The organism is Amycolatopsis sp. GA6-003, assembly GCF_046267895.1.
In the GTDB taxonomy this organism is placed as follows: Bacteria; Actinomycetota; Actinomycetes; order Mycobacteriales; family Pseudonocardiaceae; genus Amycolatopsis.
On record NZ_CP176499.1, the window covers coordinates 1309985 to 1336474 of the forward strand.

At 71.1% G+C, this 26490-nt stretch carries 28 protein-coding genes; 7 read left to right on the forward strand and 21 right to left on the reverse strand.

The features are described 5' to 3' along the window. Positions 1-16 precede the first annotated feature (16 nt). The 4 genes from F9C12_RS05580 to F9C12_RS05595 all read right to left on the reverse strand — a co-directional run bounded on the left by F9C12_RS05580 (position 17) and on the right by F9C12_RS05595 (position 2284). The gene (locus tag F9C12_RS05580; RefSeq protein WP_409465042.1) at positions 17-496 is read right to left on the reverse strand and encodes a DoxX family membrane protein; all 480 of its coding nucleotides are present in this window, start codon (positions 494-496) and stop codon (positions 17-19) included. A 111-nt stretch (positions 497-607) separates the two neighbouring features. After that, positions 608-1075, reverse strand: a complete 468-nt coding sequence (locus F9C12_RS05585; RefSeq protein WP_409465043.1) for a DUF3291 domain-containing protein — start codon at positions 1073-1075, stop codon at positions 608-610. A 32-nt stretch (positions 1076-1107) separates the two neighbouring features. Beyond that, positions 1108-1752, reverse strand: coding sequence for a helix-turn-helix transcriptional regulator (locus F9C12_RS05590; protein ID WP_409465044.1), 645 nt, complete (start codon positions 1750-1752; stop codon positions 1108-1110). A gap of 31 nt (positions 1753-1783) precedes the next feature. Then, entirely contained in the window at positions 1784-2284 is a 501-nt protein-coding gene (locus F9C12_RS05595) for a MarR family winged helix-turn-helix transcriptional regulator (RefSeq protein WP_409465045.1), read from the reverse strand. A 129-nt stretch (positions 2285-2413) separates the two neighbouring features. Here F9C12_RS05595 and F9C12_RS05600 point away from each other — a divergent pair, with 129 nt between their 5' ends. The 4 genes from F9C12_RS05600 to F9C12_RS05615 all read left to right on the forward strand — a co-directional run bounded on the left by F9C12_RS05600 (position 2414) and on the right by F9C12_RS05615 (position 5175). Then, the gene (locus F9C12_RS05600) at positions 2414-3343 is read left to right on the forward strand and encodes an NADP-dependent oxidoreductase (RefSeq protein WP_409465046.1); all 930 of its coding nucleotides are present in this window, start codon (positions 2414-2416) and stop codon (positions 3341-3343) included. Between the two features lie 124 nt (positions 3344-3467). Then, complete coding sequence (locus F9C12_RS05605) at positions 3468-4124, forward strand: TetR/AcrR family transcriptional regulator (protein ID WP_409465047.1); 657 nt, start codon at positions 3468-3470, stop codon at positions 4122-4124. 7 nt (positions 4125-4131) lie between these two features. Continuing rightward, a complete protein-coding gene (locus F9C12_RS05610; RefSeq protein ID WP_409180903.1) occupies positions 4132-4647 on the forward strand; it encodes a pyridoxamine 5'-phosphate oxidase family protein in 516 nt (171 codons plus the stop codon). Positions 4648-4674: 27 nt separating this feature from the next. Continuing rightward, positions 4675-5175, forward strand: a complete 501-nt coding sequence (locus F9C12_RS05615; RefSeq protein WP_409180904.1) for a nitroreductase family deazaflavin-dependent oxidoreductase — start codon at positions 4675-4677, stop codon at positions 5173-5175. Between the two features lie 52 nt (positions 5176-5227). Here the strand turns inward: F9C12_RS05615 and F9C12_RS05620 are convergent, their stop codons facing one another. From F9C12_RS05620 to F9C12_RS05645, 6 genes are all read right to left on the reverse strand, one after another. Continuing rightward, complete coding sequence (locus F9C12_RS05620) at positions 5228-5791, reverse strand: alkaline shock response membrane anchor protein AmaP (RefSeq protein WP_409465048.1); 564 nt, start codon at positions 5789-5791, stop codon at positions 5228-5230. After that, positions 5788-6315, reverse strand: a complete 528-nt coding sequence (locus tag F9C12_RS05625) for a DUF6286 domain-containing protein (protein ID WP_409465049.1) — start codon at positions 6313-6315, stop codon at positions 5788-5790. The genes F9C12_RS05620 and F9C12_RS05625 overlap by 4 nt, the downstream gene beginning before the upstream one ends. A 508-nt stretch (positions 6316-6823) precedes the next feature. Continuing rightward, on the reverse strand, positions 6824-7207 hold the full coding sequence (locus F9C12_RS05630) for an Asp23/Gls24 family envelope stress response protein (RefSeq protein ID WP_409180907.1): 384 nt from the start codon (positions 7205-7207) through the stop codon (positions 6824-6826). Between the two features lie 3 nt (positions 7208-7210). After that, positions 7211-7387, reverse strand: a complete 177-nt coding sequence (locus tag F9C12_RS05635; RefSeq protein ID WP_037370607.1) for a hypothetical protein — start codon at positions 7385-7387, stop codon at positions 7211-7213. After that, on the reverse strand, positions 7384-7809 hold the full coding sequence (locus F9C12_RS05640; RefSeq protein WP_409465050.1) for a hypothetical protein: 426 nt from the start codon (positions 7807-7809) through the stop codon (positions 7384-7386). The genes F9C12_RS05635 and F9C12_RS05640 overlap by 4 nt, the downstream gene beginning before the upstream one ends. Before the next feature lie 53 nt (positions 7810-7862). Beyond that, positions 7863-8324 carry an Asp23/Gls24 family envelope stress response protein gene (locus F9C12_RS05645; RefSeq protein ID WP_409180909.1) on the reverse strand — a complete coding sequence of 154 codons (462 nt, stop codon included), beginning with the start codon at positions 8322-8324 and terminating at the stop codon, positions 7863-7865. Positions 8325-8513: 189 nt separating this feature from the next. Here F9C12_RS05645 and F9C12_RS05650 point away from each other — a divergent pair, with 189 nt between their 5' ends. Both F9C12_RS05650 and F9C12_RS05655 read left to right on the forward strand, forming a co-directional pair. Continuing rightward, positions 8514-8717, forward strand: coding sequence for a CsbD family protein (locus F9C12_RS05650; protein WP_409187010.1), 204 nt, complete (start codon positions 8514-8516; stop codon positions 8715-8717). A 366-nt stretch (positions 8718-9083) separates the two neighbouring features. Then, positions 9084-9815, forward strand: coding sequence for a twin-arginine translocation signal domain-containing protein (locus F9C12_RS05655; protein ID WP_409180910.1), 732 nt, complete (start codon positions 9084-9086; stop codon positions 9813-9815). Between the two features lie 482 nt (positions 9816-10297). On the opposite strand, the gene F9C12_RS05660 is transcribed toward F9C12_RS05655, so the two are convergent. The 8 genes from F9C12_RS05660 to F9C12_RS05695 form a co-directional block, all read right to left on the reverse strand. Then, on the reverse strand, positions 10298-10978 hold the full coding sequence (locus F9C12_RS05660; RefSeq protein WP_409465051.1) for a winged helix-turn-helix transcriptional regulator: 681 nt from the start codon (positions 10976-10978) through the stop codon (positions 10298-10300). Positions 10979-10990: 12 nt separating this feature from the next. Further along, positions 10991-11422, reverse strand: a complete 432-nt coding sequence (locus F9C12_RS05665) for an acyl-CoA thioesterase (RefSeq protein WP_409180912.1) — start codon at positions 11420-11422, stop codon at positions 10991-10993. Then, positions 11419-16629, reverse strand: coding sequence for an SDR family NAD(P)-dependent oxidoreductase (locus tag F9C12_RS05670; RefSeq protein WP_409465052.1), 5211 nt, complete (start codon positions 16627-16629; stop codon positions 11419-11421). The genes F9C12_RS05665 and F9C12_RS05670 overlap by 4 nt, the downstream gene beginning before the upstream one ends. Next, entirely contained in the window at positions 16626-17558 is a 933-nt protein-coding gene (locus F9C12_RS05675) for an enediyne biosynthesis protein UnbU (RefSeq protein ID WP_409465053.1), read from the reverse strand. The genes F9C12_RS05670 and F9C12_RS05675 overlap by 4 nt, the downstream gene beginning before the upstream one ends. Beyond that, on the reverse strand, positions 17555-19474 hold the full coding sequence (locus F9C12_RS05680) for a CRTAC1 family protein (protein WP_409465054.1): 1920 nt from the start codon (positions 19472-19474) through the stop codon (positions 17555-17557). Before F9C12_RS05680 ends, F9C12_RS05675 begins: the two co-directional genes overlap by 4 nt. After that, complete coding sequence (locus F9C12_RS05685; protein ID WP_409465055.1) at positions 19471-20409, reverse strand: DUF1702 family protein; 939 nt, start codon at positions 20407-20409, stop codon at positions 19471-19473. The genes F9C12_RS05680 and F9C12_RS05685 overlap by 4 nt, the downstream gene beginning before the upstream one ends. Continuing rightward, positions 20406-21671: an ABC1 kinase family protein gene (locus F9C12_RS05690; RefSeq protein WP_409465056.1), complete on the reverse strand. Its 1266-nt coding sequence runs from the start codon at positions 21669-21671 to the stop codon at positions 20406-20408. Before F9C12_RS05690 ends, F9C12_RS05685 begins: the two co-directional genes overlap by 4 nt. Before the next feature lie 292 nt (positions 21672-21963). Beyond that, positions 21964-23082: a cobalamin-independent methionine synthase II family protein gene (locus F9C12_RS05695; protein WP_409465057.1), complete on the reverse strand. Its 1119-nt coding sequence runs from the start codon at positions 23080-23082 to the stop codon at positions 21964-21966. 129 nt (positions 23083-23211) lie between these two features. On the opposite strand from F9C12_RS05695, the gene F9C12_RS05700 reads away from it, so the two are divergent. Further along, complete coding sequence (locus F9C12_RS05700; protein ID WP_409465058.1) at positions 23212-23376, forward strand: hypothetical protein; 165 nt, start codon at positions 23212-23214, stop codon at positions 23374-23376. A gap of 42 nt (positions 23377-23418) precedes the next feature. On the opposite strand, the gene F9C12_RS05705 is transcribed toward F9C12_RS05700, so the two are convergent. From F9C12_RS05705 to F9C12_RS05715, 3 genes are all read right to left on the reverse strand, one after another. Next, positions 23419-23562 (reverse strand): pentapeptide repeat-containing protein, encoded by a 144-nt coding sequence (locus F9C12_RS05705; RefSeq protein ID WP_409466968.1) that lies wholly within the window; start codon positions 23560-23562, stop codon positions 23419-23421. Positions 23563-23784: 222 nt separating this feature from the next. Then, a complete protein-coding gene (locus F9C12_RS05710) occupies positions 23785-23967 on the reverse strand; it encodes a hypothetical protein (RefSeq protein ID WP_409465059.1) in 183 nt (60 codons plus the stop codon). 297 nt (positions 23968-24264) lie between these two features. Further along, entirely contained in the window at positions 24265-26376 is a 2112-nt protein-coding gene (locus F9C12_RS05715) for an acyltransferase family protein (RefSeq protein WP_409465060.1), read from the reverse strand. Between the last annotated feature and the right edge of the window lie 114 nt (positions 26377-26490).

Genomic DNA, 26490 nt, shown 5'->3' on the forward strand with positions numbered 1-26490 from the left:
CGGCCCCCGTTCGCGATCAGAACAGCGAACCCACCCCCACCGCCGCACAAATGGACAAGAACAGCCCGCCCACCCCGAACCCGAGGGGTTTCTGCCGCCATGCCGTGTGCCGGTCCAAGGCGTACCAGCCCGGGCCGGTCAGCAGCAGGGCCAGTGCCATCGCGGCGAGCGTCAGTTCCAGTTCGAAGCCCGGGCCGCTGCTGCCGAACAGCCCGCCCGGCCACTTGACCCGGACCGCGCTGACGGCCACGCCCAGCAGTCCGGCCGCGGCCAGCGGGGTCAGCAGGCCCAGTGCCAGCAGGACCGCGCCGCCGACCTCGGTGATGCCGGTCAGCCAGGTCAGGAATTCGATGTTGTGGCTGAATCCGTAGCCGCGCAACAGGTTTTCGAAGTGCGCCATGCCCGAGCCGCCGAACAGGCCGAAGACCTGCATCAGCCCGTGCGCCCCCATCGCGACCGCCAGCATCAGCCGCAGCACCAGCAGACCGAAGTCCAAGCCGCCATTCTCATCCGACCAACGGGACATGTTCGCCACGCCGGACACCCTAGCCATCCCGCCGGCCGGGCCGGGCGACCCGCCGGACGTGTCGCCGAAAGGGGGCGGACGTCACGGCGCGGAGGCGGCGCCTTCGGGCAGGTAGCTGTCCCGGAAACCGAACGCGCGCGGCGAAGATCCCTTCTCCCGCAGCAGTTCCAGGCGCTCGACAGCCTCCTCGACCGTCGGAAGGTGCCCGGCGGGAACCCACCACAGCACCTGGAACGGGGCCTTCGGCAGTTCGAACCATTCCGACCGGCGGCGCAGCATGTCCAGGTGCCCGCTGCGGTAGACGTAGTCCCACAGCGCGTCGCGGTTCTCCCAGACCGACATGTTCACCAGGACGTCGGCGCCGAGGGACGTCCGGATCGCGGTGGCGTCGTTGCCGCCGTCCTCGACCAGGCGCCAGACGAAGCCGGGCGCGTTGTCGGCGACCTCGTTCAGGGTGTCGAGCATCGACGTGAAGCCGTGCATCCGGGGGTCTTCCAGGGGGTGTCTCAGGATGCCCACGTTGAGCTGGGCGAGGTGGTGGTCCGTCACTCCCTCACCTCACCATCGCCGGGCCTTCTATGTCAACTCTCATTATTTTTAGAATGCTCGACCACGACGCAGCACAGCCCGGGACGCGGATCCATCCGGGCCCGCAGGCCGTCGGCGGCTTCGAGCAGTCCTTCGAGCAGCGCCAGGTTCATGCCGCACACCAGCCCCGGATGCCGTTGCGAGAGGACGTGGAAGGGGCAGTTGACGAGGCGCAGGACGGCGTCGTCCAGACGGGGTTCGTACCCGCGCGCGGCCAGCACTTCCTTCGCCGCCGCGAGGTCTTCGACCGGGCAAGCGGCAGCGCGGCCCTCGCGCCGGGCGGCGGCCTGCAGTTCGGTGTCCAGACGGGCGACCTCGGCGACCTCGGCCAGCAGATCTGCGGCGGTGCGGTAGTCGCGGGCCGGGACGGAGAACTGCCGTTCGGCAGCGGACCGGCGGTAGAGCTTCGCGGGGCGGCCGGCGCCGGGCCCCGAACGCCCGCTCAGCCGTTTGCTTTCCGTCTCCAGCAGCCCCGCGTCGACGAGCTTGTCGAGGTGGAAGGCGGCGAGGGTGCGCTGGATCCCGGCCCCCTCGGCCGCTTCGTTCCGGCTCACGTCGTGGTCCTGGGAAACCACGTAGTCGTACAGCCGCCGCCGGACGGGGTCCTGCAGGACGGCGATCGCCTCGATGTCTTCCACGCCGCCAGTCTAAGAACAACGACGATGCGCGTTAGAGGACGCCGCTCCCCTTCGCGCTCCGCCGCGCCGTGGCCGACCGCGGCGGTTCGGCGCGCATGTGGTCGCGGACGCGGGTCATGATGGCGCCCAGCGCGTCCAAGTCCGAAGTGGACAGTGGGGCGAATAGCAACCGGCGGACGGCGTCGACGTGCCCGGGGAGCACCTTCGCGACCAGCTCCCGGCCGGCGTCGGTAATGCCGACGACGGTGGCCCGCTGGTCGTCGGCGCAGGGACCGCGGGTGACCAGGCCGGCCTTTTCGAGCAGGCCCGCCTGATGCGTGAGACCGCTGCGGCTGTAGACGACGCCGTCGGCCAGCTCCGTCATCGTCAGCGGCCCGGGCGAATCGGCGAGCCGGGCCAGCAGCTCGAACTGCACGTAGCTCAGGTCGCCCTCGGCCCGCAACTGCTGGCTGACGGCGTGCTGCAGCAGGCTCACCGCCTCCATGAGCGCGAAATAGGTGGTGAGCTCCCGAGGCTCCAGCGCGTCCGCCATGGCCACAGTCTAGATGCTTCGAAGTCGAAACATCGTGGCCGTCCTCACCTCTTCGGGACTTTGCTTCGACTTCGAAGCATACTCGACTTCACGGTTGCTTCGACTTCGAAGCAGATTACGGAGGATCTCATGAAAGCAGTGCGCTACCACCGCTACGGCGGAAGCGAAGTCCTGACCCTCGAAGAAGCCGAGCGGCCGGCGCCCGCCGAGGGACAGGTGCTCGTGAAGGTCGCCGCCACTTCGTTCAACCCGGTCGACCTCGGAATCCGCGCGGGCGGTCTGCAGGAAGTGTTTCCGTTGTCGTTCCCGCACATTCCGGGCGTCGAGGTCGCCGGGACGATCGCCGAACTGGGCCCCGGAACCGACGGCCGGCAGGTCGGCGACGCGGTCGTGGCCTTCCTGCCGATGAACGCCGACGGCGCGGCCGCCGAGTACGCCGTCGTTCCCGCCGACGCACTGGCCGCCGCTCCGAAGACGGTCGAACTGCCCGACGCCGCCGCACTTCCGGTCGGCGGATTGACCGCTTGGCAGGCGCTTTTCGACAACGCTCAGCTGCAAGCGGGCCAGACGATCCTGATCAACGGCGCGGGCGGGGCGGTCGGCAGTTTCGCCGTTCAGCTCGCGCATCAGGCAGGCGCGACCGTCACCGCGACGTCGAGTCCTCGCACCGAAGAACGCCTCCGCGAATACGGGGCGGACCGGACCATCGGGCACCTCGATTTCGCTTCCAGCGCGGTTGCCGGAGCGCCGTTCGACGTCGTGCTCAACCTCGTGCCCACCACTCCGGAGGAGATCGCAGCGCTCGCCGATCTGGTCGCCGACGGCGGAACGCTGGTCAGCGCCACCACTCCCCCGCCGGAGAACCCTGGGCGCGGAATCCGGACGGCTCAGGTTTTCGTCGCCAGCAACGCCGAACAGCTGGCCGAGCTTGCCAGGCGCGTCGACGCGGGGACGCTGCGGATCACCGTCGCCGACCGCCGCCCGCTGGCGGATCTCCCCGCCGTACACGACGAAGCGGCCTCGGGACGGCTGGCGGGCAAGACCGTGCTCATTCCCTGAAAGTCTGGTTCGAGCACTGGAGGACCTCGCCTTCAGTGCTCGAACCGCGCGGCCGTACATCACTGCACGACCGGCTCTGCCGAAACTCTATCAACTGATTGAATCGACTGATAGAGTCCGCGCCATGGGCACCGGCGCCGCGCGGATTCCCGTCGCTCGCGGAGCGGCCACCGAACAGCGCCTGATCGCCGCCGCGGAACGGCTTTTCGCCGAGCACGGCGTCGGGGCGGTGTCGTTGCGAACCGTGATGCAGGAGGCGCGGACGAACGTCGCGGCGATCCACTACCACTTCGGTTCCAAGGAAGGCCTGCTCGACGCCGTCCTGCGCAGCCGCCTCGGCCAGGTGACCGGCGAGCGGAAAGCGGTGTTGCGCGAGTTCCCGGAAAAGGACGTCACCGCACGCGAATTGGCCCGCGCGTTCGTGCAGCCGGTGGCCGCGGTGCTCGAATCGGGCGGCGAATCCTGGATCCGGCTGGTCGGCCGGCTGCTGGCGACGGGCGGCGACGGACTGGACGCGGTCGCCGAGTCGTTCTTCGAGCGCAACGCCGCCTTTGTCGACCTGCTGGACCGGCTGAGCCCGGGCGTCCCCCGGCGGACGCTCGATTTCCGGCTGTCCCAAGCGATGACCGTGACGCTGAACGTCCTCGGCGACGTCGGCCGCACCCGGCGCCTGCACGGTCCGGACGCGGCGGACTGGACCACCGAACAGATCGTCGAGGACCTCGTCGACGTCGTGACCTCGATACTCGCCGGCCCGCCCGGGGCCCGCCGCAGGAAGTGAGGAACCGATGGGAACCAACCAGCGAGCGCAGATCGAGATGACCCCCGAGGAGGTGTCCGCCTATCTCGCGTCCCAGCGCACCGCGACGCTGGTTTCGCTCGGCCCCGACGGACATCCGCACGCGGTCGCGATGTGGTACGCGGTCATCGACGGCGTGCTGTGGTTCGAAACGAAAGCCAAGGCGCAGAAGGCAGTCAACCTCCGCCGCGACCCGCGCGTCACCGTGCTGATCGAGGACGGCCTCACCTACGACGCCCTGCGCGGCGTCTCGCTGGAAGGACGAGCCGAGGTCGTCGACGACCCGGCCGCGCTCTGGGCGGTCGGGGTCGGCATCTGGGAGCGATACCATGGCGAGTACACCGACGAGGTGAAGCCGATGGTGGAATTCATGCTCCGCAAACGAGTCGCGCTCCGCGTCGACGTGGCGCGGGTCCGATCCTGGGACCACCGCAAACTCGGCCTCGACCCGATGCCGCTCGCCGGATCGACCGCCGCGCACCGCCCGCAACCGCCTGCCCGCTGACGCGTCCGCCCTCGCCAGGAGGTCACGATGGGACGTTTTTCCCTTCCCGCACAAGCACCGAAGGGCCTGGACTCGCCGGTGACGGCGGCGCTCATGAAGCAGATGGCCAGAATCCAGGCCAAGGTCTTCACCCTGACCAACGGCCGGGTCGGCCACAACTGGCGCGTCGGCGCGGGTTTCCGCAAGCCCGTGCCGACCCTGCTGCTGGACCACCGAGGCCGCAAGTCCGGACGGCTGTTCACCACCCCGCTGCTGTACCTGCGGTCCGGCGACGACCTGGTCGTCGTCGCGTCCCAGGGCGGGCTGCCGAAGCATCCGCAGTGGTACTTCAACCTGCGCGCGGAACCGGAAACCCGCGTGCACCTCAAGGGCCGCCGCGACGTCCCGGTCACGGCGCGGGTCGCGTCGGCGGAGGAACGACGCGAACTCTGGCCGCGGCTGGTCGAGCTGTACGCGGATTTCGCGAAGTACCAGGCCTGGACCGACCGCGAGATTCCGGTCGTGGTACTCACTCCGCGTCCGGCCTAGCAGTCGCGCGGGACGCCGCGGCTGACGATGGTCTTGGGGATCTCGCCGCCGCTCACCCGACGCGAGCCGCCGCGCGGCTGGTGAACCGGAACTCGATTTCGACCGGAAGCTCGTCCAGTTCCAACGCTTCCTTGAGCCGCGGAAGGCCTTCCTCGGTGAGGTGCCGGCGGATTTCGGCGAGGTCCCCGTCCTGCTCGCAGGTGACGATCAGCGCCAAAGCCGGGGTTTCCCGGGTTCCGGCGAGCGACGCGCTCGCCTTGTGCACTCCGGGATATCCGCGCAATTCCTCGACAAAGGGGGCGACCGCGTCGTCCGCGCGCAACTCAGTGCGACCGTAGGCGGGGTCGGTTTCGAACCGCCACACTCCCGTGCGCGGCCGGTGCGCGAGCTGGGCGAGCAGCCAGCGCAGCGCGAGCAGCCCCACCACTACCGCCACCGCGGCGATCACGTAAAACACCCAGGTAGGCGGTTCTTCCGTCCCCGGCACGAGCGGCGCCTCGGGGTCGACGAGCCGGAGCACGCGGAAGTGGGTAGCCAGACCGAACCCGCCCGCCGCGAGCAGGAGGAGCCCGATCACCGCGAGCAGAAAACGGTTGAGCGCGGCCGGACGGTTCATGACGCCTCCCTGGTAGCTCGGACCCGCACCGACACCGCGGGCCGGCGGGCCGGCGAAATGCGGTCCAGCCGGGATTCGACGGCGGCCCGGACCGCGTCGGCCAGCCCGTCCGTCCGGGTGCGCGCGGTTTTCACCCGCACCTTGACCTTGCGCGAACCGGTCGAAAGCTGGGCTCGCTCGACACCGTCCACGTCCGCCGCGGCCGCCCGCAGCGCGGCCCGGTAGCCCGTGGAGTCGGCGCCCGAATCCGGGTCCCCGGTCAGCGGAAGGATCCGGCGTTTGCCCGGCAGGAGCGCGGCCCACAGCAGGCCCAGCCCGAGCAGGGCGACCGCGCCCGAGACCAGCGCCGGGACGAGCTCGGTCCACCGCGCGTCGTGCACGACCGCGGCGACCGCGCGGTAGTCCAGCCACGGCTGGTGCCCGGTCAGCCGCTGAATCGCGGCGACGGCCGCCAGGACGGCCGCCGCCAGCAGCACAGCGGCGGTCAAGGTCGCCGGGAGAGACCGGCGGGTTCGGCGTTTCACTTGATCCTCCTTCGCTTAGTGGGCTTGGACAGAGCAGTCTTCGGGTGCCGCTCGGACACGCCCCGGACACCGGCTGCCGGGCACGCACCAACGGCCAGCCCGTCGAGAGACCGGCGGGGTCGCGGCTTCATCCGCCCGGCTCCGGCGACGCAGCCCGGCCAAGCCCCATCGAGAGAGACCGGCGAAGTCCATGCTTCGCCCGCCCCGCCAGCGACCCCGGCATGCCCCCGGAGCCGACACTCGGCACGCCACTGGATCGCCACGACCGCACCGGCCAAGCCCGCCGGACCACGCCCGCGAGCCCGCCGCGCCGCCAGGGACCCCGACATGCGCCCGCACCGACGCTCGGCACGCCACTGGCCCGCCACGACCGCACCGGCCAAGCCCGCCGGACCACGCCCGCGAGCCCGCCGCGCCGCCAGCGACCCCGACATGCGCCCGCACCGACGCTCGGCACGCCACGACCACACCGGCCAAGCCCGCCGGACCACGCCCGCGAGCCGCCGCGTCACTCGACCCGTCGCCCGGCGGTCTCCGTGTGCAAAGCCGTCACCGTGATGCCGACGCGGCGGACCGGCATTCCGGTCATGCGCTCGACCTCCCCGCGGAGATGGCCGCGCACCCGTTCGGTCGTCGCGCCGACCGGAGCCGGGTATTCCAGCGAAATCCGCACGTCCAGCTCCACCTCGCCGCCCGCGATCCGGGCGGACGTCTTCGCCGACCGGTCCAGCGCTTCGCCGCCGAGGCTGATCCCGAGCGTCCGCCCCGCCGCCCCGCCGACCCGGTCGATCTCGCCCGCCGCGTGCGCGGCCATCCGCTCGACGGCGTGTTCGCTGATCGTGAGGCTCCCCCGCTCCTCCGGAGCGATTCCGGCCTCCGCTGCGACAGCCACGGCTCACCCCCGGTCGCGGCCGGTGAGCTGCGAAAGGTCGAGCTTGCCGTCCAGCAGGCGGCCGACCAGCAGCCCCACCGCGCCCAGCACGAGCACGAGCAGAAACGCTCCGAACCCTCCGATCGCGGCGGCCAGGCCCAGCGCGAGGCCGGTGATCAGCCCCAATCCGGTTGCGTTCACGACACCGTCTCCTTCCCGTTTTCCGACTCGGTTTCCGCCGCCGCGACGCCGGCGGCATCGGCGACGTCCGCGACGCCGTCGGCATCGGCGACATCAGCGACGCCGTCGGCATCGGCGGCATCAGCGACATCAGCGACGCCGTCGGTATCGGCGGCATCGGCGACATCGGCGATGAGCACGTGCACCGGACGGCCGGGCGACGCGACGGCCGCGCGCACCGCGGCCGCCACGTCGCCCGCCGAGAACGGAGTCCGCACCGTCACGCCGACGGTCACGTCCTCCTCGGTCACCCGCACTCCGCCCACCCGGCCGCCCGCCCCGAGCGTGGCGACCCGGCCGAACCGGCCGCTGTGGACGTCCGCCACCTCCGGCAGCTCCCGCACCGCGGCGGCGATCCGGCCGGCCTCCTCGAGCGGGTTCACCGGCCCGGAGCGCGCCGCCCCGTCCGTTCGCCCGCCCGACGGCCCGCCTCCGCTCACTGCACCCGGCCGCTGTCGCCGGAGCCGTCCTCGTCGTCGTCGGACGGGAGGTGCAGGTCGCCCACGTTGATGTTGACCTCGACCACCTCGAGCCCGGTCATCCCCTCCACGGCGCTGATCACGTTGCGCCGGATCGAGCGCGCGACCTCGGCGATCGAAACGCCGTACTCGACGACGATCTGCAGGTCCACCGCGGCCTGCTTCTCGCCCACCTCGACCGAGACGCCCTGCCCGGCCGACGCGGTCGCGCCCGGGATCCGCTCCCGCAGCGCCGAGAACGCCCGCGCCGCGCCGCCGCCCAGGTCGTAGACGCCCGGGATCTCCCGCGTCGCCAGCCCGGCGATCTTCTGCACCACCACGTCCGCGACGGTGGTCGTCCCCTGCGAACTCGTCAGCGGGCCGGCGTTGACCTTTTCCACGTCCTGGGTCTTGGCCGTCGTGTCAGTCGTCGAAGCCATCGGTTCTCCTCCAGTCGGTTCCCGTTGTCCTGTTCATCGGTTCGACTCCGCCGCCACGCGAAACTCACTCACCGAACGAGTGGCGACGATCACATGATCGGGTGAGTGACGATTCGGGATCCGCGCTGTCGTCCACTCTGATCGCATTCCGCGTTCGTTGTTCGGCAATGAAGGAGGAGACCCGTGTCGATGGGCGATAAGATCGGCGCCAAGGCAGACGACTTCGGCGGCAAGGCCAAGGAAGCCGCCGGTTCCCTGACCGGCGACGAGAACCTGCGGAACGAGGGCAAAGCCGACCAGGCGAAGGCCGGGATCAAGGAAGCCGCGGAAAACGTGAAAGACGCTCTCGGCGACGCGGCCGACAAAGTCAAGAACGCGCTGAAGAAAGACTGATTTCCGCCTCGAGAACGCGGGACCCGGCCGGGCGGCCGGGTCCCGCTTTTCGTTTTCCGGTCCGTCCCGGACGGGGTCGCTCCCGGCGTAGCGCGATTCCGCGCCGCGAGCTTGCGCGATACGCCGATTCCCGGCCGCCTTTCGATCAGCGTGTTCCCGCCGGGACTTCTCGCCGCTGCCGCTCCACCGATCTGATGACCGGGGTCGCCTGTCCGGCTGGCCCGGTCCCCCAGGTCCGGTCGCCCCGGGTCGCCGGCGGCGGACACGACCGGGTCGATCTTGGTCCGGAGCCTGGCCGGGCGGTCGGCCGCTACCTTAAATTCAAGCGTGCCAGAACTCTTCGAAACGCACCCGCGGAGGTAGAGGATGCCTGCTCCGAACGACGAGAAACCCGAAGAGCCCGGCTCCGGCAAGGACCGGCGGGACTTCCTGAAGGGAGCCGCCGCGGCGGCCGCGCTGGGGGTGGGCGGCGTCGCGGCCGGCGGCCTGCTGGGCGGGCAGCAGGCCCAGGCCTTCCCGCAGCAGACCGGCCTGCCGCCGATCGGGGCGGAGATCCCGTGCAGCTGCCTCGCGGTCAACACGCCGCTGCGGATCCGCACGGCCCTGGTCAGCGTCGATTTCCGCGGCGGGATCAAGGTCCGGGTCGACGTCAACCCGGACGACCCGGTCAACTCGGTGCGGCTGCGCGTGGTCGGCCACCGGGTGTCGGGCGAACTCCCCGGCGGCGACAGCGCGCGGCAGGGCGGCGGCACGATCACGATCGAGCAGAACGACGTCGACGTGGACGCCAAGAGCCTGCTCAAGATGACGCAGAAGTTCCCGCCGCGCTACGAGCAGGTCATGGTCCTGAGCTTCACCATGACGATCGACCAGCCCGACGACATGCTGCGCCGCGCGGGCATCCAGTCCCGGAAGGCGTACGAGCCGCTGGTGCTGACCACGAAGAACCCGGCGCAGCTCGTCGGCCAGCTGACGCAGTTCCCGCCGCGAGGCGACCTGTACCAGCTTCAGAACCCGGTGGACCTGGTCCTGCCGGACGACCCGGACACGACGATCGCGACGATCCAGAAGTTCCCGGTGAAGGTGGGCGGACTCTGAGGTTCGCCCTGAGGTTCGGCTCTGAGGTTTCGGGCCCGGACAGCGGCCTGATTCGCCCGTGCGCGGGCGGACCAGGCCGCTTCCCCGAGTTCCGGTGCCGGCCAGCTCGCCCGCGCCGCGCGGCGTCTCGCGGCCCATCCGCGCGCTGGCGCGCCGAAATTGCATCAACCGGACCGCCGGCCAACCCGCCCGCGCGACCGGCGACACCCGCGGGCGAGCACTGGCCGCGCCATATCCGCCGCCGTCACATCCGCCCGCACCGGCGAATCTCCCGAGCGCAACCTCGGCACCCGGCCGCGAACCACACCTCGCGCGCGGTCATCGAGGTCAGCGCGTCGATCAAGCGCGTGTCGCTGGTCGCCGAGCGCGGCACTTAGGCGCGGCTCGAGCTGGCGAGTCGCAGCCAGACTGCCGACGAACCCGCCCGCCCCTCGGCACCCGCACACCGGCCGCCCCGCATCCGCCCCCGAGAACCGCCCGGCTCACCCGCCCCGACGCGGCTCGGATCGCTCCATCAGCCCGAGCACCGTCGAGCAGCGCACCACCGCGTCCGGGTCGCCGGAGAACGTCAGTTTTCCCGTGGCCAGCGCCTCGAACGGGCCGAGCGCTCCGGCGCCGATGCGGACGAACGTCGTCGCGTCGGTGCGGATGCTCAGGGCCGGGGACGCGGCGGGTCCGCGCGCGGTGGTCAGCGCGCCGCGGTCGACGGTCAGGTGGAAGCTCTCGTCGTCGACGGTGAATTCGTACGTCTCCGCCACCTCCGGCAGGCGGTTCGCGTCCGCCATCGCCTGGACGGCGAGCAGCGCCCAATGCGGCCGCGTGACCATGTCCGCGCTCGGTTCGCCCAGCAGCCCGATGCCCCATTTCGACAGCGCCAGCACCGGTTCCCGCAGCTGTTCGCCCAGCGGGCCGAGCCGGTACGCGTGCCCGGCTCGGGTTTCGGCTCGCTCGACGATTCCGGCGGCACCCAGCTTCTTCAGCCGGTCCGCCAGGAGATTCGTGCCGATGCCGGGCAGGTCCGCGAGCAGCTCGGTGTAGCGGCGCGGGCCGAGCAGCAGTTCGCGCACGATGAGCAGCGTCCAGCGTTCGCCGACGGTGTCGAGGGCGGCGGCGAGCCCGCAGTACTGGCGGTACTGCCGTTCCCCTCGGGCGGTGGTCGTCACCGCCTCAGCGTACTACTGGATTTTCAAGTACGGAGTCAGGGCCTCCCGGAGTTGCTCGGGGACTGGGACCGGCTCCAGCCCGCCGGGCCCGCGGGCCATGCACGCGACGGCCTGGTGCCCGCGGGCCACCAGCTGCGGCACGGCGACCTCGGTGCGGTAGTAGTCGAACGCCATCGCCACGCGGTGGCCTTCGAGTTCGGTCAGGGTCATGCGCAGTTCGACGACGTCCCCGGCGGTCAGCTCGCCGAAGTACTCGCAGCCGCATCCGGTGGTGACCACGGCGAAGCCGTCGGCGAGCGAGGCGAGGACGTCCGGCGCGTGCTCGGCGAGGAACCGTTCCCGGCAATGTCCTTGCCAGCGAACGTAATGCGCGAAGTACACATTGCCGACGAGGTTGGTCTCCTCCAGCGTGACGGGATGCCGGTACCGGTAGGCCGGGGTCACTCGGCACCTCCGGCCGTGAGCAGCGCGATCGCGACGGGCAGCCGGTACCCGTCCACGGCGAAGACCGCGGAGGCGATCCGCGCGCGTCCGGCGGCGAGGACGACCCAGCCTCCGTCGTAGGCCCCGGAAAACCTTGTCTCCGAAGGACTTGCACTCACCTGGGTTAGGCACCTCGCCACCGTGGACGCCCGTGCGGCCAGGCGCTCGGGCGGCTCGTCGCACGGCCCCGAGAGGACGCGAAGCAGTCCGGGATCCGGTGGTTCGTGCGGTTCGACGAATTCCCAAGCGCAGGCGACCGGACAGCCCGCTTCGGCGTCCACAGCGAACGGTTCGCCGATCGATACGCGCAGCGAGGAATCGAGGCCGAGCGCTGCCGCGGTCCGGGTGATCGCCACCGACAGCAGCGCCGACGGCCACGGCCGGTCGTCGGGCAGCGGTCCGGTGTCAGCCAGTCGGAGGCCGGTCCATCGGACGGCGGCACGTCCTTCCGCGTCGGCGGCCACGACGTCCCAGGTATAGCGGCCGTCCGCGGCGTGTTGTTCGATGCCGCGGAGTTCCCACGGGCCCGCCGCGCGCGGGTCGAAGCCGACGCGGTCGCAGGCGACGGGCAGCAGCCGTCGCGTCGGGACGCACGCTTGCAGGACGTGCACGGTGGCGTCGTGCGCGGCCGGTTCGCCGAGCACCGAGGTGAACCAGGGCTCGTCGTTCGGGGTGATCGTGGCCCGGCACGACCACGGGTCCGGCACGGCGGCCGCGGCGACCCGGCGGAAGTGTCCACTGTGGAACAACAACCGGTCGTACAGTTCGGCCGGTTCGATTCGGCCGCGCTCGGGAACCTCCGGCAGCGGCAGAGCGTTTTCCCTATCAGAAAAGGGAAATACCGCCCTGAAGTGGTCGGTCTGGAAGTTCGATTCGGCACTGCGCAGCACGGTGGTGACGACGTCGCCCTCCCGCAGCGCACACACCCGGACAGTGTGCTCGTCCGTGTCGGGAATGATGACCGGCCGGTCGAACCTGACGTCGCACGCCGTCGTCAGGGCCCGCCCAGCGACCGTGGATGCGGCCTGCGCCATGGCCTCCAGCCCGACGACCGCGGGCAGCAGGGCTGCTCCGTCGACCCGGTGGCCGTCCAGCCACGGGTCGGTGCGCAGCGAAAGCGTCGTGTCGGCGACGAGTTCCACGCCGGGGTGGCCCGCCCGGATCCGCTCCAGGAACCGGCCCGTTCCCGTCGGGGGCGCCTCGCCGAGCCGTCCGTGCACGGACACGTCGGCGGCCGTCGACGGCGTTCGCAGCAGGCGCAGGAACAGCTCGGCGCCGTCCTCGACCGGGATCGGCGCGGCCCCGGAGCGGGCGAGGGCTTGCGCCGCGCCCATGCGTTCGGCCATGCCGGCGCCCGACCACGCCGACCAGGCGATGTCGAGCACCCGGCAGGAGGGCAGCTCCCGCGCGAGCCGCCGGGCCTCGGCGCGCAGGAGGCCGTTGGCCAGCGCGTAGTGGCACTCCCCCGCCATCCCGGCCGCCCCGATCACCGAGCCGAACGTGACCAGCAGCCGCAGCGATCCGGGCGGGACGGCGGCGAGCAGCGCGCGGAGCCCGGTGATCTTCGGGCGCAGGTGAGCGCGGACCTGGCCGGCGGTCAGAGCGGAGAACCGGGCAGGTTCGTTGATGCCGCTCGCGTGCAGCAACGCGGTCACCGGCCCGGTTTCGGCGGTGAGTTTCTCCACGGCGAGCGCGACGGCGTCCGGGTCGCCGACGTCGGCGGCCTCGTAGGCGACGCGGATGCCGTCCGTCCGGAGCCGGTCCAGATTGGACCGGAGGAGTTCGTCGGTCTCCGGACGGGAGCGGCCGAGGATCGCCAGCGCGAGCCCGGTCGTGCTGGCCAGCGCGGAGGCGCATGCGTAGCCGATGCCTTTGCCGCCGCCGCTGACCAGGAGCACGTCTTGGCCGTCGAGCGGGGTTTCGCCCGGCTCCGCGGAAACGAACTGCTCGCCCGGTTCGTACCAGGCGCCGTCCTCGCCGAGGATCAACTCGCGGAATCGGCCGGGTTCGGCGTGCAACGCGGAGACATCCGTCGCGCCGGGCGGGACCTGGGCGAGGGTGATGCCGACGGCGGGATGTTCCTGGTGCAGCGAGCGGAAGAAGCCGCTGGTCGCGCAGTCGTGCGTCACCACGACGAGCGCCTGGTGGTGCAGGGCTTTCCGCCCGGCGTCGAGCAGTGCGTCGACGTCTTCGGGATCGGCGACGTACACGGTTTCGGTCGGCCGCCAGGGTCCGAGCCGGACCGGGACCAGGGCCTCGGTGAAACAGCCGGTCCACGGCCGCACGCCCGGTGTTTCCCCGTCGGGTTCCGCGGTCTCCGGGAGCCGTTCGATCTCCGCGATCACCTCGCCGACCGAGCTGTCGGCGAACGCCATCGACACCGACGGCAGCTTCCGGCCGAGCGCCGACGCCGCCTCGACCACGAGCTGGGTGGCCCGCAGCGAACTCAGGTTGAGGTCGGCGAGAAGGCGGGCGTCGGAGCCGATCAGCGCCGCGTCTAGTTCGGTCGCCTCGGCTAACAGGCTGGTGACCGTCGCGGCCGCGTCGCGAGCCGGTACGGCGTCCTTCTCCTCCCGGGGAGCCGGAATCACGGCGGGCGCTGCGGAACACGGGTTCGTCAGGAACTGCGGTTCGCGGTCGAGATCGACCGGCCGCGCGACGCGTCCGGCGAACCACCGGGAGAGGTTCACGACGGCCCCGGCGGCGAACAGCGCGGCCGCGGAGTCGGCGGCCGCACGGTCGCCGGTTGCGCCGATATCCATGCTGACGGCCGCCCGTCCGGTCAGAGCGCTCAACGCCCGGCCAGGACCCGCTTCGCAGAACAGGTCCGCGTCGACGGCCTCGACAGCGGCCCGAAACTGCACCGGCGCGCACAACTGCTGGACGAGCAGCTCGACGAGATCGTCCTGCTCGGTGAGCTGCCGACCGTACACAGTGGACAGAACGGTGCGCCGTACCGGCCGGAGTTCGATGCTCTCGAGGAACTCCCGCCACGGCGCGGCGCAGGCGGCCATGGCGGGACTGTGGAATCCGTGGGACACGGGAAGCCGCGTGACGCGGAACCCGCGCCGCTCGGCCGCGCTCGCCACCGTCTGAAGTTCCTCCACCGAACCGGAAAGCACTTGCGACAGAGCGGAGTTGTCGGCAGCGAGCACGACGTCCGTCCCCGCGCAGAGCGCCTGCACCTCGGCCGCGCTCGCCGCGACGGCGAGCATGCCGGTGCCGGGAGTGCCGTACTTGCCCATGATCCGGCCGCGTTCGATCGCCAGCCGTTCACCGTCCTCTGCGGACAGACAACCCGCCCAGGTGAGCGCGGCAAGTTCGCCGAGACTGTGTCCGATCGCGACGCTGGCGGTCACGCCCAGCTCTTCGAGCCGGGAGAGCGCGGTGCGGCAGGCACGGTAGATCGCGGGCTGGGCCACTGCGGTGTCGGCCGGTTCCGCTCCGCTCGCGCCCTGTCCAGGGAACAGCAGCGCGATTCGGCCCGGCACGGCGTTTCCCAGCCAGGCACCAGGGAAGGTCGAAAGCTTTCCGGGCGCGGGCGGCACCTCGGCTGCCGCCCGCGCGGCGAGCGAGGCGAGTTCGGCCGGGGTGCGGGCGACGAGCGCGGCTCGGACGGGCCCGGCGGTGTCCCGCCGTCCGTACTGGCACGCGAGGTCGTGCAGCTCCGACCGTGACAACCGCGGCGCCGCCTCGGCGATCCGGGCCAGTTCGGCGGCGACCCGAGCGGCGTCGGGCCCGCTGACGGCGATGACGTCGTAGTCCGGCGTCGGCCGGCCCGCCGCCGGCGACCGCACCGGCCTGGTCCGCGCCGGGGCGCCCAGCACGACGTGGGTGTTGATGCCGCCGAACCCCATCGCGCTCACCCCGGCGAACCGGCGAGCGTCCGGCCACGGCTCCGGAGCCGGCAGCACCCGCAAGGTCTCCCCGACCGCCGGATGCGGCGCCGCACAGCCGGTGGTCGGCGGCAGCAGCCCCGAGGACACGCTCAGCGCGGCCTTGAGCACCCCGGCCGCTCCGGCCGCCGCCTTGGTATGCCCGATGTTCGCCTTGACCGAACCGAGCGCGGCGGCCGACCGCGCCCCGGACCGAGCCCGGTTCAACGCCGTCAGCTCGACCACGTCGCCGACCGCCGTCCCGGTGCCGTGTCCCTCGTACAGCCCGATCTCGGCGTGCTCGACGCCCGCCATCTCGCTCGCCCGGCGCAGCGCGAGCAGCTGCCCGTCCGCCTCGGGCCGGGTGATGCCGCCGCGGCCGTCCGAGGAGACGCCCCAGCCGAGGATCTCCGCGTACACCGGCAATCCCGCCGCCCGGGCGTCTTCGGCGCGGGCGAGCGCGAGCATTCCGCAGCCCTCGCCAGGCCAGAAGCCCGCTGAACGCTCGTCGTAAATCCGCATCTCCTCCGCGGCGAGCGCTCCAGTCTTGGCGAAGCCGACCAGTTCGAACGGGTCGAGCGACAGGTCCACTCCCCCGGCGAGCGCGAAGTCGGCTCCGCCGTCTCGCAGCGCGCGGCAGGCGGTGATCACGGCGAGCATCGACGAAGCGCACGCGCCGTCCACTGTGTACCCGCCGCCGTGGAAGCCGAAGTGGTTGCAGATGCGGCCCGCGATGGTGTTGGCGAGGCTCCCGGCCAGCGTCTCGTCGCCGATCTCCGGAAACGCCGCCAGATACCGCTTTTCGACCTCCGCGAGGTCCGCCTCGGGCACCGAGGCGCGCAGGACGTCGCGGACGTAGGGCCAGCGCAGCCGCAGCGTCCGGGCGCGGGTCACCTCGCCGGTCAGGCTGTTGCCGACGACGACGGCCACCCGGTCCGCGTCCAGGCCGGCACCCGCCGGATGACCGGCGTCGGCGAGCGCGCGGTCCGCGGTTTCCAGCGCGAGCCAATGCGCGGGGTCTGCGGCGCGGAACGTCGGACCGGGGATCCGGAACGCCTCCCGGTCGAACTCCCAGTCCGCCAGCACCGCGGCCTGGGTGCTGTAGGTCCGGTCCGGGACGCTGGCGTCGGCGCTCCAGTAGTCGGCGAGGTCCAGCCGTCCGGGCGGCAGCCGCCGGAACGCGCGGCGTTGGTGGAGCACGGTTTCCCACAGCTGCGCCGGATCGGCCGCGTCCGGGTAGCGACAGGCCGCCCCGACGATCGCGATCGGCTCGCCGGGTTCGCGGCGGGTCATGCGGGCTCCCGGGCCGGAACCGGTTCGGCGGCGGTGCGCGGCGCGGGGACCAGGACAGTCCACTGCGGACTCTTCCGCGCGGCGACCGCCAGCGCCGCAGCCCGCAGCGCGCAGGTGATCGTCAGCGCGAAGAACAGGCCGAACACGACGTGGAACTGCACCAGCACGCCGTAGACCGCAGCCGTGGCGAGCCCGAACCAGACCTGGTTCCGCCGCGACGACGGCGTGGTGCCGGGGTCGGTGATCATGTAGTTGGTGAACAGGACGAACGCCGTGCCGGTGATCGGCAGCACCGCGCTGACCAGCGAAATATCGGTGAACAGCGCCCGCAGCACCGCTTGGCCGAGGAACCCGGCGACCCAGCCGAGGATCAGCGGCACCTTGCCGGTGAGCTGGGCGTTCAGCATCGTCCCCGCGACCAGCAGCAGGGCGGGCACGACCGCGCCCCACCAGCCGGTGACCCATTCGGTGAACTCGTACGGCGGCGCGATGCCGACCCAGCCGAAGAGCAGCAGGACCACCACGATCCCGACGTTGCTCGGGTTGAGCACGTGCCTGCTCTTGCCGCCGATCCGCACCCGCACGAGGTATTTCGAAGCGACCCCGACGACGGAAGCGAGCACGGTCGGCATGAACCGGTCGTTGGCGTACAGCAGCATCGCGCACGCCATGCCGGTGATGTAGGCGGGAAGCAGGAAGTCGACCACCGCGCCGGGTTTGCCGAGGTAGCGCGGACGACGGCCGGCAACCGCGGCGTCGACCGACTCCAGCACGATCTCCGCGGCCAGCGCGGCGAACACGGCGACCACCGGCGTGAGATACGCCTGTTCGAAGCCGAGCACGGTGTGCCCGAGCACGGTCAGCACGGTGATCGACGCGCCGAACCGGCGCAGGGCGGCGGAACGGCGTTCGCTCGGGGACTTGGTCACCGGTCCTCCTCGATGGTGCCGTCGGGGTTGAGCCGCAGCTGGTGCCAGCCGGGCGGGAGCGACACCGAACCCTCGTGGCGGTGTCCGCAGCCGTCCCGCCACGCCAGGCGCACGGGCACGGCGGACGGCGGCTGGCTGCCCAGGCCGAAGTGCAGGTCCGGGGCGTTGACGCCGTTGTGCCCGTTGGCCGGGTACACCTGCTGCAGCCGTTTTCCGCCGCCCGGCGCGGCGACTTCCGCCTCGGCCCCGATCGCGGGTGTCGCCGGACCGGGCCCGCCCGCACGGCACGCGTTGTCGCCGACGGGTTTTCGCAAGCGCAGGCCGAGGAAAGCCCCGGCCGGCGACGTGTTGCGGTACAGAGTGGACGGCGCCCACTGGTTGGCGACGACGAAGTCCAGCCGGCCGTCGCCGTCCACATCGCCGACCGCGAACGCGCGGCTGACCGCATCGGTGCCGACCCCGACCTGGTCCGCGACGTTCACGTAGCGGCCGTCCGCGCCGCGGGCGAAGAACGAGTTGTGGTCGTGTCCGGACAGATCGGTGCCCTCGGTGAACCGCGGCCACAACGCGGGGTGGCTCAGCACCAGGTCGTTCGACATCGCGGTCTCCTGCAGCTGCGCCCACCGGTTCACCTCCCCGGCGACGAACCCGGTCGCGTGCATGACCTCCTCGGACCCGGAGTTGGCGAAGTCGGCGGCCTTGACGTCCCACGACCATCCGGTGCGAGACAAGCCAAGGTCCTCGCTGCGGTCGTCGTAAGGAGCCACGCCGTCGCGCAAGCGCGCTGCGGTCCCGGCGCGGTCCGCGGTGGACTGGTAGGCGAAGTTGCTTTCCTGCAGCGCATACGGCTCGGTGATGTTGCTGACCAGGATGTCCGGGACGCCCTTCGCGTCGAGGTCGGCGAAGGCCACGCCCATGCCCTTGAACGAATCGTTGCCCAGCACCTTCGACTTCGGCGTCGTCGCGTGCCGCGTCCCGGTCGCCGTGCGGAACGCGACGCGGCCCGGCGCGGACTCGTTGACCAGCAGGTGGTCGGGCCCGAAGTCGTTGGCCACGTAGAGATCCGGCAGTCCCCGGCCGCCGATGTCCTGGGCGGCGAGCGCCAGGGCCCATCCGGTGCGCACCTCCGGCGGGAAGGCGTCGGGCGCCTCGGCGAACCGGCCGCCGCCCGCGGAGCGGAACAGCCGGAGCGTGCCCCCGTTCGCGGCGTGGGACAGCGAATCGTTCATCACCAGTTCTGGCTGGTGCGCGGTGGGATCGAGCACGCGCGCGCCGTCCGGGAAATAGTTGCCGAACACGAGGTCGGGGTGCCCGTCGCCGTCGAAATCGCCGATCGTGGCGGCATTGGTGTTCCACACCTGCCACGGGCTGACCAGCTCGCGCGGCCGGAACGCGGCCGCCGACGGCGCGGTCCCGGGCAGCCGCTCGAAGACGACCGGGGAACGCCCCCAGTAGTAGACGACGACGTCCTGACGGCCGTTCTCGCCGACGTCGGCGGGCAGGCAGCCCATCGGCGCCGCGAACGACGGCATCTGCAACCCCGCCGGGACGAGCGGGAACGGCTGGTATCGCGCGCCGGTCCCGGGAGCGGGTTCGACGGTGACCGTGTCCGTGCGAGGGTCCACCAGGCAGACGTCGTGCGAGACCGGTCCGCCGTCCGCGGAGAACAGCGCGGTCGCCGCGCCCACGGAGGAGATCCACGACCGGATCTGCTCGTAGGCCGGGGCGACGGTCCGCACGTGCCGTCCGCCGGGCGCGTTGTCCGGGCTGACCGGCGAGGCGGCGAACGAGAACTGGCGCGCCAGCTCGGTTTCCCCGGCCGAGGACGACTGCGGGACGACCGTGAACGCGAATACCGCCGCGCAGCCGGCCAAGGCGACTACGCGGGCCAGATGCCGGCGCAGAAAGGGCCTCATCGGTTCTTCCTCTCCCAGAGATACCGGATTTCCGCGCGCCAGCGCTGGTAGTCCGCGAGCGTGGACGGGGATGGCGCGCACCGTCCGAGCGCCCGGTCGGTCCAGTCCGCGGCGGCGTCGGTGCTGACGCCGGCCAGCACTTCGGCCGCTTTGTCGGTGTGCGCGGGCACGATGCCGCTGACCCGCCGCGCGGCGCAGGCGAACGCGCAGCCCTGTGCCAGGTGCGCGCGAAACGGCCCGGACAGGTCGGTGAGCCGGGCGAGTTCGGCGGCGTCCGCACCGCCCGCGTACGTCGCGGCGAGACCGATTCCGCTCCACAGGTCTGCCTGCCGCCCGACCGGGAATTCCGCGATCCGCAGTGCGACGCCGTCGGGGTCCGCGCATTCGCAGAACCACAGCGCCCGGCCGAGCCCCTGGTCGCGGATCTGCCGCGGCCCCCGGCCGATCCCGGGTTCCACGCGCCGGCGGCCGATCGCCCGGTCGGGGTGGAAAAAGCCTTGGTGGAAGCCGAATCCGTCCCAGGCCAGCCACCGCAGCAGCGGATCCGTCCCCGCGTTCCGCGAGGGGCGCAGCCGCAGCCGCGCGTACGCCCAGCCGACGCCGACGTGCACGAGGTGCGGATAGTCCGCGGCCGGTCCGTTCAGCAGAGCCGCGACCCGGCCGCGCCGGACCGGGAGGAGCAGGTCCAGCAGGGCGCAGCCCATTCCCGCGCCCTCGAACGCGAACCCGCGCAGCTCCGGTTCGAGCGCGGACACCTGCCGCCCGAGCGCGCCGGGGTCCGGCTCGACCGAGGCGTTCAACCCGGTCAGGAACGCTCGTCCGGACGACTCCAGCACGCCGCGCGCGGGGCCGGGCCGCAGCCGGAACCGGCGCAGCCCGAAGTCGACCTGCCGCGGGTGCTGACGCAGCGCCCGGGCCAGGACGGCGGGCCTCACCGGACTTCCCGCGGCACGGCCACGACGCGTTCCATCAGTGCGGTCACCAGCATGGGCCGGGCCTCCCGCTGGAAATCGACGTCCGGATGGAATGCGCGCACCGTGCCCTCCAGCACCAGCAGGGACAGGATCGGGAACACGAACTGCGGATCGGCGTGCAGGCCGTGCCGGCGCTGGAGGTCGAACAGCTTGGCGGCGAAGGAAACCAGGTCGAACTCGGCCGCGCTGCGTCCGGTGTGCTCCTCGACCAGCGCGGCGAGTCCGGCGCGGAACCCCGCGGTGTCGGAGCCGGGCGGGGCTGTCGCGGTGGACAGCACGATGTCCGCGCAGGCCTCGCCGTCGCCCTGGCTCATGCAGTAGAAGAACGCGGCGAACTTCTCGCGCGCGGACTCCGACAGCTGGACGGTGAACCCCGCGTCGAGCACGACGATCGAGCCGTCGTCGCGGAAGTAGAGGTTTCCGGGGTGCAGGTCGCAGTGCACCACCCCGTCCAGGAAGAGCATCCGGTACACCGCGCGCAACGCCGTGACGACCGCGTTCCGGCGCTCCTCCTCGCCGAGTTCCTCCGGACGGCGGCGCGCCAGCCCGTCCAGGAAGTCCATCACCAGAATGTCCTCTGTGGACAGTTCGGGCCGGACTCCGGGCACGGTCACCCCGTCCGCGACGCTGAGCGCTTTCCGGAAGCCTTCGAGCCGCTCCGCTTCCCTGCCGAAGTCGAGCTGCGCGCGGATGCTCTCGGCGAGCTGCGCGGCGACGGCGGCGACCGGCACGCCGCGCAGCATCGGCAGCCTGGCCGCCAGCCGTGCGCCTCGTTCCAGCATCGCGAGATCAGCCGAGAGAGACTGGACGATCCCCGGCCTGCGCACCTTGGCGGCGACCGCCTGGCCGTCCGGGAGGACCACCCGGTACACGCAGGCGATGCTGCCCGCGCCGACCAGCCGCGGCTCGCCCGTGCCGAACCTCAGCGCGGGCGCCGTGCGCAGCGGAACCGGGCGAACCTGGTCGTGCAACCGGGAAAGCGCGCGGCACGTGCGCGGCGGCAGGAGGTCCGCCCGCGTGCTCAGCAGCTGGGCCGCCTTCACGAACGCCGGTCCCAGCGCCACCACGGTGTCCGCCAGCCAGCCGGCTCGGTCGAACCGTCCGCCCCGCAGCCACGCCGCCGCGGCGGCCGGCCCCAGCAGCAGCGATCGCCCGGCGAGGACCGCGAACGCCCGCGCCGTCCGCAGCGCCGCCGCGCCGCCGCTGATTCTCGAAAACGACATCTCTCCCCTTCGCCGTCCGGGCTGGCTGCCCGACGGCCGACGTTACAAGCAGTAGCGCCATGAACGCACCCCGTTACCGCAAGACCATCCGGTTCAGCGAAACCCGGCCGGAACACCCGGCCGGGCAAGCTGTTTCCCTATCGGGGCAGGCAAACCGGCCCGGGTCGTCGGGCGCGCCTAGTAGCGGGTCACCGCCGCTGCCTCGGTCGTGGCCGTGCCTGGCCCGATCCAGGCACGACGAAACACCCTGCGTAACCGTCGCCGGGCGGTTTTCCCTTGCGCCGCGCGATATTCAGTCGACAGCGGCGGTCTGGTGAGTTTCCTGGCTGTCGCGCGACGCCGGAAAACCGACCCCCAGCTGATCCGCCGCGAGCGCAGTTCCTTCCAGCCGCGCTCGGATCTTGGCGAACGCAGTCTGCCGCGAGGTCGACTGGTCGTCGGCGAACGGCGAAAAGCCGCAGTCGTCGCAAGTCCCCAGCTGATCCACCGGGAGGTACTGGGCCGCGCGCAGAACACGGTCCCGCACCTCTTCCGGGGTCTCCACGCGCGGGTCGATCGGATCGGTCACCCCGACGAACACGCGGACGCCCGGCCGGAGCCGGTCCGCGAGGACGCGCAGGACCCGGTCCGGATCGGACTCGCTGGCCAGCTGAACGTAGAAGTTGCCGGCAGTGTGCTCGAACAGCGCGGGAAGCAGCTCGGCGTAGTCGACGTCGAGGCTGTGCGTCGAGTCCTGGTCGCCGCCCGGGCAGGTGTGCACGCCGATGCGCGCCCGCTCGGCTTCGCTGAACCGCGCCAGCACCCGGTTGTTCAAGGCGACGAAATCGCGCAGCACCTGACCGCTGGGGTCGAGCTTCAGCGACAGGCGACCCTCGGTGAAATCCAGCTGGACCACGTGCGCGCCCGCGTCCAGGCAGCCGCGGATATCGGCCTCGGCCCCGTCGACCAGGTCGGCGAGGAAATCCTCGCGCGAATAACCGTCGAGCCCGGCCGCCGGATAAAGCAGCGACAGCGCGGAAGGCGCGATGACCGCTTGCTTGACCGGAAGATTCGTGCACTGCCGGGCGGCCCGCACATACTGTCCGGCGTGCTCCTGGTAGCGGAACGGCCCGGAGGCCAGACAGGGCAGCTGCCGCTGATGCCCGTCGGCGAACGGGATGACGACGCCGTCCGGGGAAAGGTTCGCCGCGCCCGCGATCGGGTAGGTGACGAAACTGGGTTTGCGCTGCTCGCCGTCGGTGACCACGGTCGCGCCCAGGCTCGCTTGCGTTTCGATGGTCTCGCGGACGGCCCGGTCGAGAACGGAGGCGAAGGCCGCGTCGCCGAGCTGCCCGCTTTGCCGCGCGGAGAGAGCACCGAGCAATTCGGGCGAACGGGGGATGCTGCCGATGGGTTCGGAAGGAATGGTCATGAGGGCGAGCCTAGGAGCGGCGGCGCGGAACGGAACACGGAAAGAACCCTGGAGGACGCAGTTCTCCTCCTTTCGAGCATTACCGGACCGGAAGTGTTGACACGCTCTTCCGAGGAGATGTGCGTGTGCATGCCTAGTTGGCACATGGAGAACAACGTGTCGGCGAGTCGCGTGTTCAGCTGCTCGATGCGGGGTTTCGGCGCGGAGCGGTCGCAGGTACGCAGCGCCGTCTCGCTGACCGGCGCGGCCGTGCACCTGTACAACAACAGTGCGGGCCCTAGCGGCTATCGCTAACCTGTGGACTTGCGCATTTGCTCGAGAGTCATCGCGACGCCGTCAACGAAGACCTGCTTTCCACGGACCCCGCACAACCCCGGCCGACGTTAAACTCTTCCGGCTAAGCTGTGCATTGTTCACAGCCGCCCCAATCAACAGCGCCCCAGTGAAGTTCGCATCGGTCAGGTCGCAATTATCCAGCATCGGCTCACGGAAATCTCCGATGTTTTTGCTCTCGAAAATTCCGTCGCCGTCCTTGTCCCTTTCAGCAATAGCCGAGTTGATTTCTCCTCGCCGATTCGTTGCGCTGGAGAACGACCAGTCTCCGCCGAAGTCGGCACCCCTCAAGCAGGTGCCCCGAAGATCTATCGGATGCTGCAATCGCCCAGACGAGTCATCCCGCCGCGCGAGTACCGTAATCGCTGCTTAAACATCCGTCGGCGGCGTCTGCCGCTGGCCGCAGCCGGACACGGGAGCACGTTCGCGAACGTATGAGGCCAGCACCTGCACGATCATGCTGAAGTCGCGCGGAGAATCGGCCATCAGTCGTTCAAGGCCGTATATGCCGCCGAGCCTGGTGGCGATCTCCTTGGCGCCCAGTTGCTCCATCGCGTTCCTGAATCTGTCGGAGACCTGCCCGCGTTCCGACAGGACCAACTGATCCCGAGTGGCTCCGAGGGATTCCGCGGTGAAAAAACAACGCGATGACAGCAGCAAGGCCTGGGAGCGTCATCGCGAGACGGTCCCAGCTCCACTTCGACCGAATGCGATCCGCGAGCGATCTGCGCCTCGGACGCGAAAGGCCGAGGCGCGCGGGACGGCGTCGACTAACATGCGTACGTCGCTTACTGACCCTCATGCCAGTCAAGCCTCCTTCGAGCAGCGAAACTAATGCGGGCGTCCGTTTCAGCCGGGGATGCCCGCCGCTGCGGCGATGCTCTGGTCGAGGCTCAAGCTGTAGTCCAGGTTCAAATGGTCGGCGTCGTAATAAACCCCGACCTTCCCGATCACCGCGTAGCAGCGTTGCCGGTCGCAGAAGTAATCCGTCAGGTCGAGCAGCCGGACCTTCGGGTCGGTGCTCGCCTTGGCCGCCGCCGTCAGCGGGTCTGGCGGTTGTGCGACGGAGCGGTCGACCGCGCATTGCCGTGGGTCGTCCGGGTTCAGGACCACGCAGTCCGTTGGGCGGACCAGGCCGTTCAGTGGCGGGTCGGCCAGAACGAAGACCGTCGCGCCTGCTGACGTCCACTGGGTCCAGTACGAGTTCAGTCCCTCTTGGTACTGCTCCGCTTGCGACCGTCCACTGTGGTCGTCTGCTCGTTCGTGCCTGCTGTAGAACGACGTGAACACGTACGCGGGGCGCGTCTTCGCGATGTCGCCGACCATTGATTGTGTCCACGTCATGCACCGCCGGTCGGGGGCGGTGCCGCGGTAGTTCAGGGCTTCGATGTCGGCGAACGGGCAGCCGCCCAGGTAGCTCGTGTACAGCAGCCAGTGGTTCTTGCGGGCCAGGCTCAGCAGCGGCCCCTGCCACTGCTGGGCGTGCGAGTCTCCGACCAGCCACACCACTGTCGGGTTGGCGGCGCCCTGGCTGAAATCGCATTGGGTGGTCGTTTTCGTGCCGTCGCTCGCCGAGTACTGCGACAGCGGCGGCGGGCAGTCCGCGGGCGGCGTGTAGTACCGGTTTGCCGGGCCCATCTCGACGCTTCTGGCCGGGCCGAACGGATCGGCGCACGCGTTGCCCGCCATCAGCGCCCGCGCGCCGTGGCAGGGGCCGGTCATCTCCGCCGCCAAGTCGCGAGCTGCCTGGTCGACGTGCCGCTCGTAGGTCCAGGTCAAGCCGCCGGCCGCGGCGCACACCGCGAGCATTCCGGCTGCCATGCCGGCGAAGGTCGCGCCGGCATGGCGGCTCAACGGCTGCCAGGTGCGGACCGGGTCTTCCACGAACCGCTTCGACGCGTACGCCGCGATCAGGGACGCGGCCACGATGCCCGCCTTGACCTGCCAGGTCAGCGCACCGGCGACCAGCGCGTCGGGGAAGGCGAACGGGGCCAGCATGATCAGCGGCCAATGCCACAGGTACAGCGAATAACTGACATTCCCCAGCCATTGCACCGGCGGCGACGAGGACAGCGGCGTGTGCCATTGCCGCCCTTCGCGGGTGCCGCCGAAGATGACCAGCGCGGTGCCCGCCGCGGGCAGCAGCGCGGTCGCGCCGGGAAACGCGGTCTGGTCGTCGAACACCACCGCGGCGGCGGCGATCGCGGCGAAGCCCGTGACGGAGGCGAGGTTCGCGGCGATCTTCGGCAGTACGAAACGCGCGCCGCCGAAGGCGAGCAGAGCGCCGAGCGCGAACTCCCACACCCGCACTGGCGTCACGAAGTACGCCTGGCTCTTGGACACGTCGGTGAACCAGATGCTGAACCCGAGCGAGGCGGCCCCGGCGATCGCCACGCCGGCGAACCTCGCCCAGCGGGCGCGGATTTTGAACAGCAGCAGGAGAAGCAGCGGCCAGAACAGGTAGAACTGCTCCTCGACCGAAAGCGACCAGTAGTGCTGGGACAGGCTCGCCGACTGGTTGAAGTGCGAATAGTCGACAGAATTCGCGGCCAGCAGCCAGTTTTCCCAGTAGAGCGCGCTCGCGACGACTTCCTGCGCGTTGGCTTCCCAGCGCGGGTAGGGCATCAGGAAGTACGCGGCGGCGACGGCGAACGCCAGGACGAGAAACGCCGCGGGCAGCAGGCGGCGCACGCGGCGGGCGTAGAACCGGGCGAGCCGGATCCGTCCGGTGCTCGCGGCCTCGCGCACCAGATGCGAGGTGATCAAGAAACCAGAAATGACGAAGAAGACGTCGACGCCGACGTAACCGCCGGTCAACCGCGTGGGCCAGAGATGGTTCAGCACGACGAGCCCGACCGCCGCCGCGCGCAGCGCCTGGATGTCCGGCCGGAACGCCGGTCTTCGCTCCCCGCCCGCCGTCCCCGCGGGCCGGACCGGCCCGCTCAACGTCCCCGTGCCCACTTTCCGCCCCTTTGTCCCGCCACCCGGAAAACTCCGTGATGCTAGCGGGACCGGCCGGCGGGTCCGGCACGGGCGTGCGCGAGGGCGAGGGGACGGCAGCGGTCCCCTCGCCCT

Coding starts and splice junctions, on each gene's coding strand:
- F9C12_RS05595 (WP_409465045.1), bottom strand. CDS start 2,284: ATGGCGGACGCGCTGGAGCCTCGGGAGCTCACCACCTATTTCGCGCTC.
- F9C12_RS05600 (WP_409465046.1), top strand. CDS start 2,414: ATGAAAGCAGTGCGCTACCACCGCTACGGCGGAAGCGAAGTCCTGACC.
- F9C12_RS05605 (WP_409465047.1), top strand. CDS start 3,468: ATGGGCACCGGCGCCGCGCGGATTCCCGTCGCTCGCGGAGCGGCCACC.
- F9C12_RS05610 (WP_409180903.1), top strand. CDS start 4,132: ATGGGAACCAACCAGCGAGCGCAGATCGAGATGACCCCCGAGGAGGTG.
- F9C12_RS05615 (WP_409180904.1), top strand. CDS start 4,675: ATGGGACGTTTTTCCCTTCCCGCACAAGCACCGAAGGGCCTGGACTCG.
- F9C12_RS05620 (WP_409465048.1), bottom strand. CDS start 5,791: ATGAACCGTCCGGCCGCGCTCAACCGTTTTCTGCTCGCGGTGATCGGG.
- F9C12_RS05645 (WP_409180909.1), bottom strand. CDS start 8,324: ATGGCTTCGACGACTGACACGACGGCCAAGACCCAGGACGTGGAAAAG.
- F9C12_RS05650 (WP_409187010.1), top strand. CDS start 8,514: ATGGGCGATAAGATCGGCGCCAAGGCAGACGACTTCGGCGGCAAGGCC.
- F9C12_RS05655 (WP_409180910.1), top strand. CDS start 9,084: ATGCCTGCTCCGAACGACGAGAAACCCGAAGAGCCCGGCTCCGGCAAG.
- F9C12_RS05670 (WP_409465052.1), bottom strand. CDS start 16,629: ATGACCCGCCGCGAACCCGGCGAGCCGATCGCGATCGTCGGGGCGGCC.
- F9C12_RS05680 (WP_409465054.1), bottom strand. CDS start 19,474: ATGAGGCCCTTTCTGCGCCGGCATCTGGCCCGCGTAGTCGCCTTGGCC.
- F9C12_RS05690 (WP_409465056.1), bottom strand. CDS start 21,671: ATGTCGTTTTCGAGAATCAGCGGCGGCGCGGCGGCGCTGCGGACGGCG.
- F9C12_RS05695 (WP_409465057.1), bottom strand. CDS start 23,082: ATGACCATTCCTTCCGAACCCATCGGCAGCATCCCCCGTTCGCCCGAA.
- F9C12_RS05700 (WP_409465058.1), top strand. CDS start 23,212: ATGCCTAGTTGGCACATGGAGAACAACGTGTCGGCGAGTCGCGTGTTC.
- F9C12_RS05705 (WP_409466968.1), bottom strand. CDS start 23,562: ATGCTGGATAATTGCGACCTGACCGATGCGAACTTCACTGGGGCGCTG.
- F9C12_RS05710 (WP_409465059.1), bottom strand. CDS start 23,967: ATGGAGCAACTGGGCGCCAAGGAGATCGCCACCAGGCTCGGCGGCATA.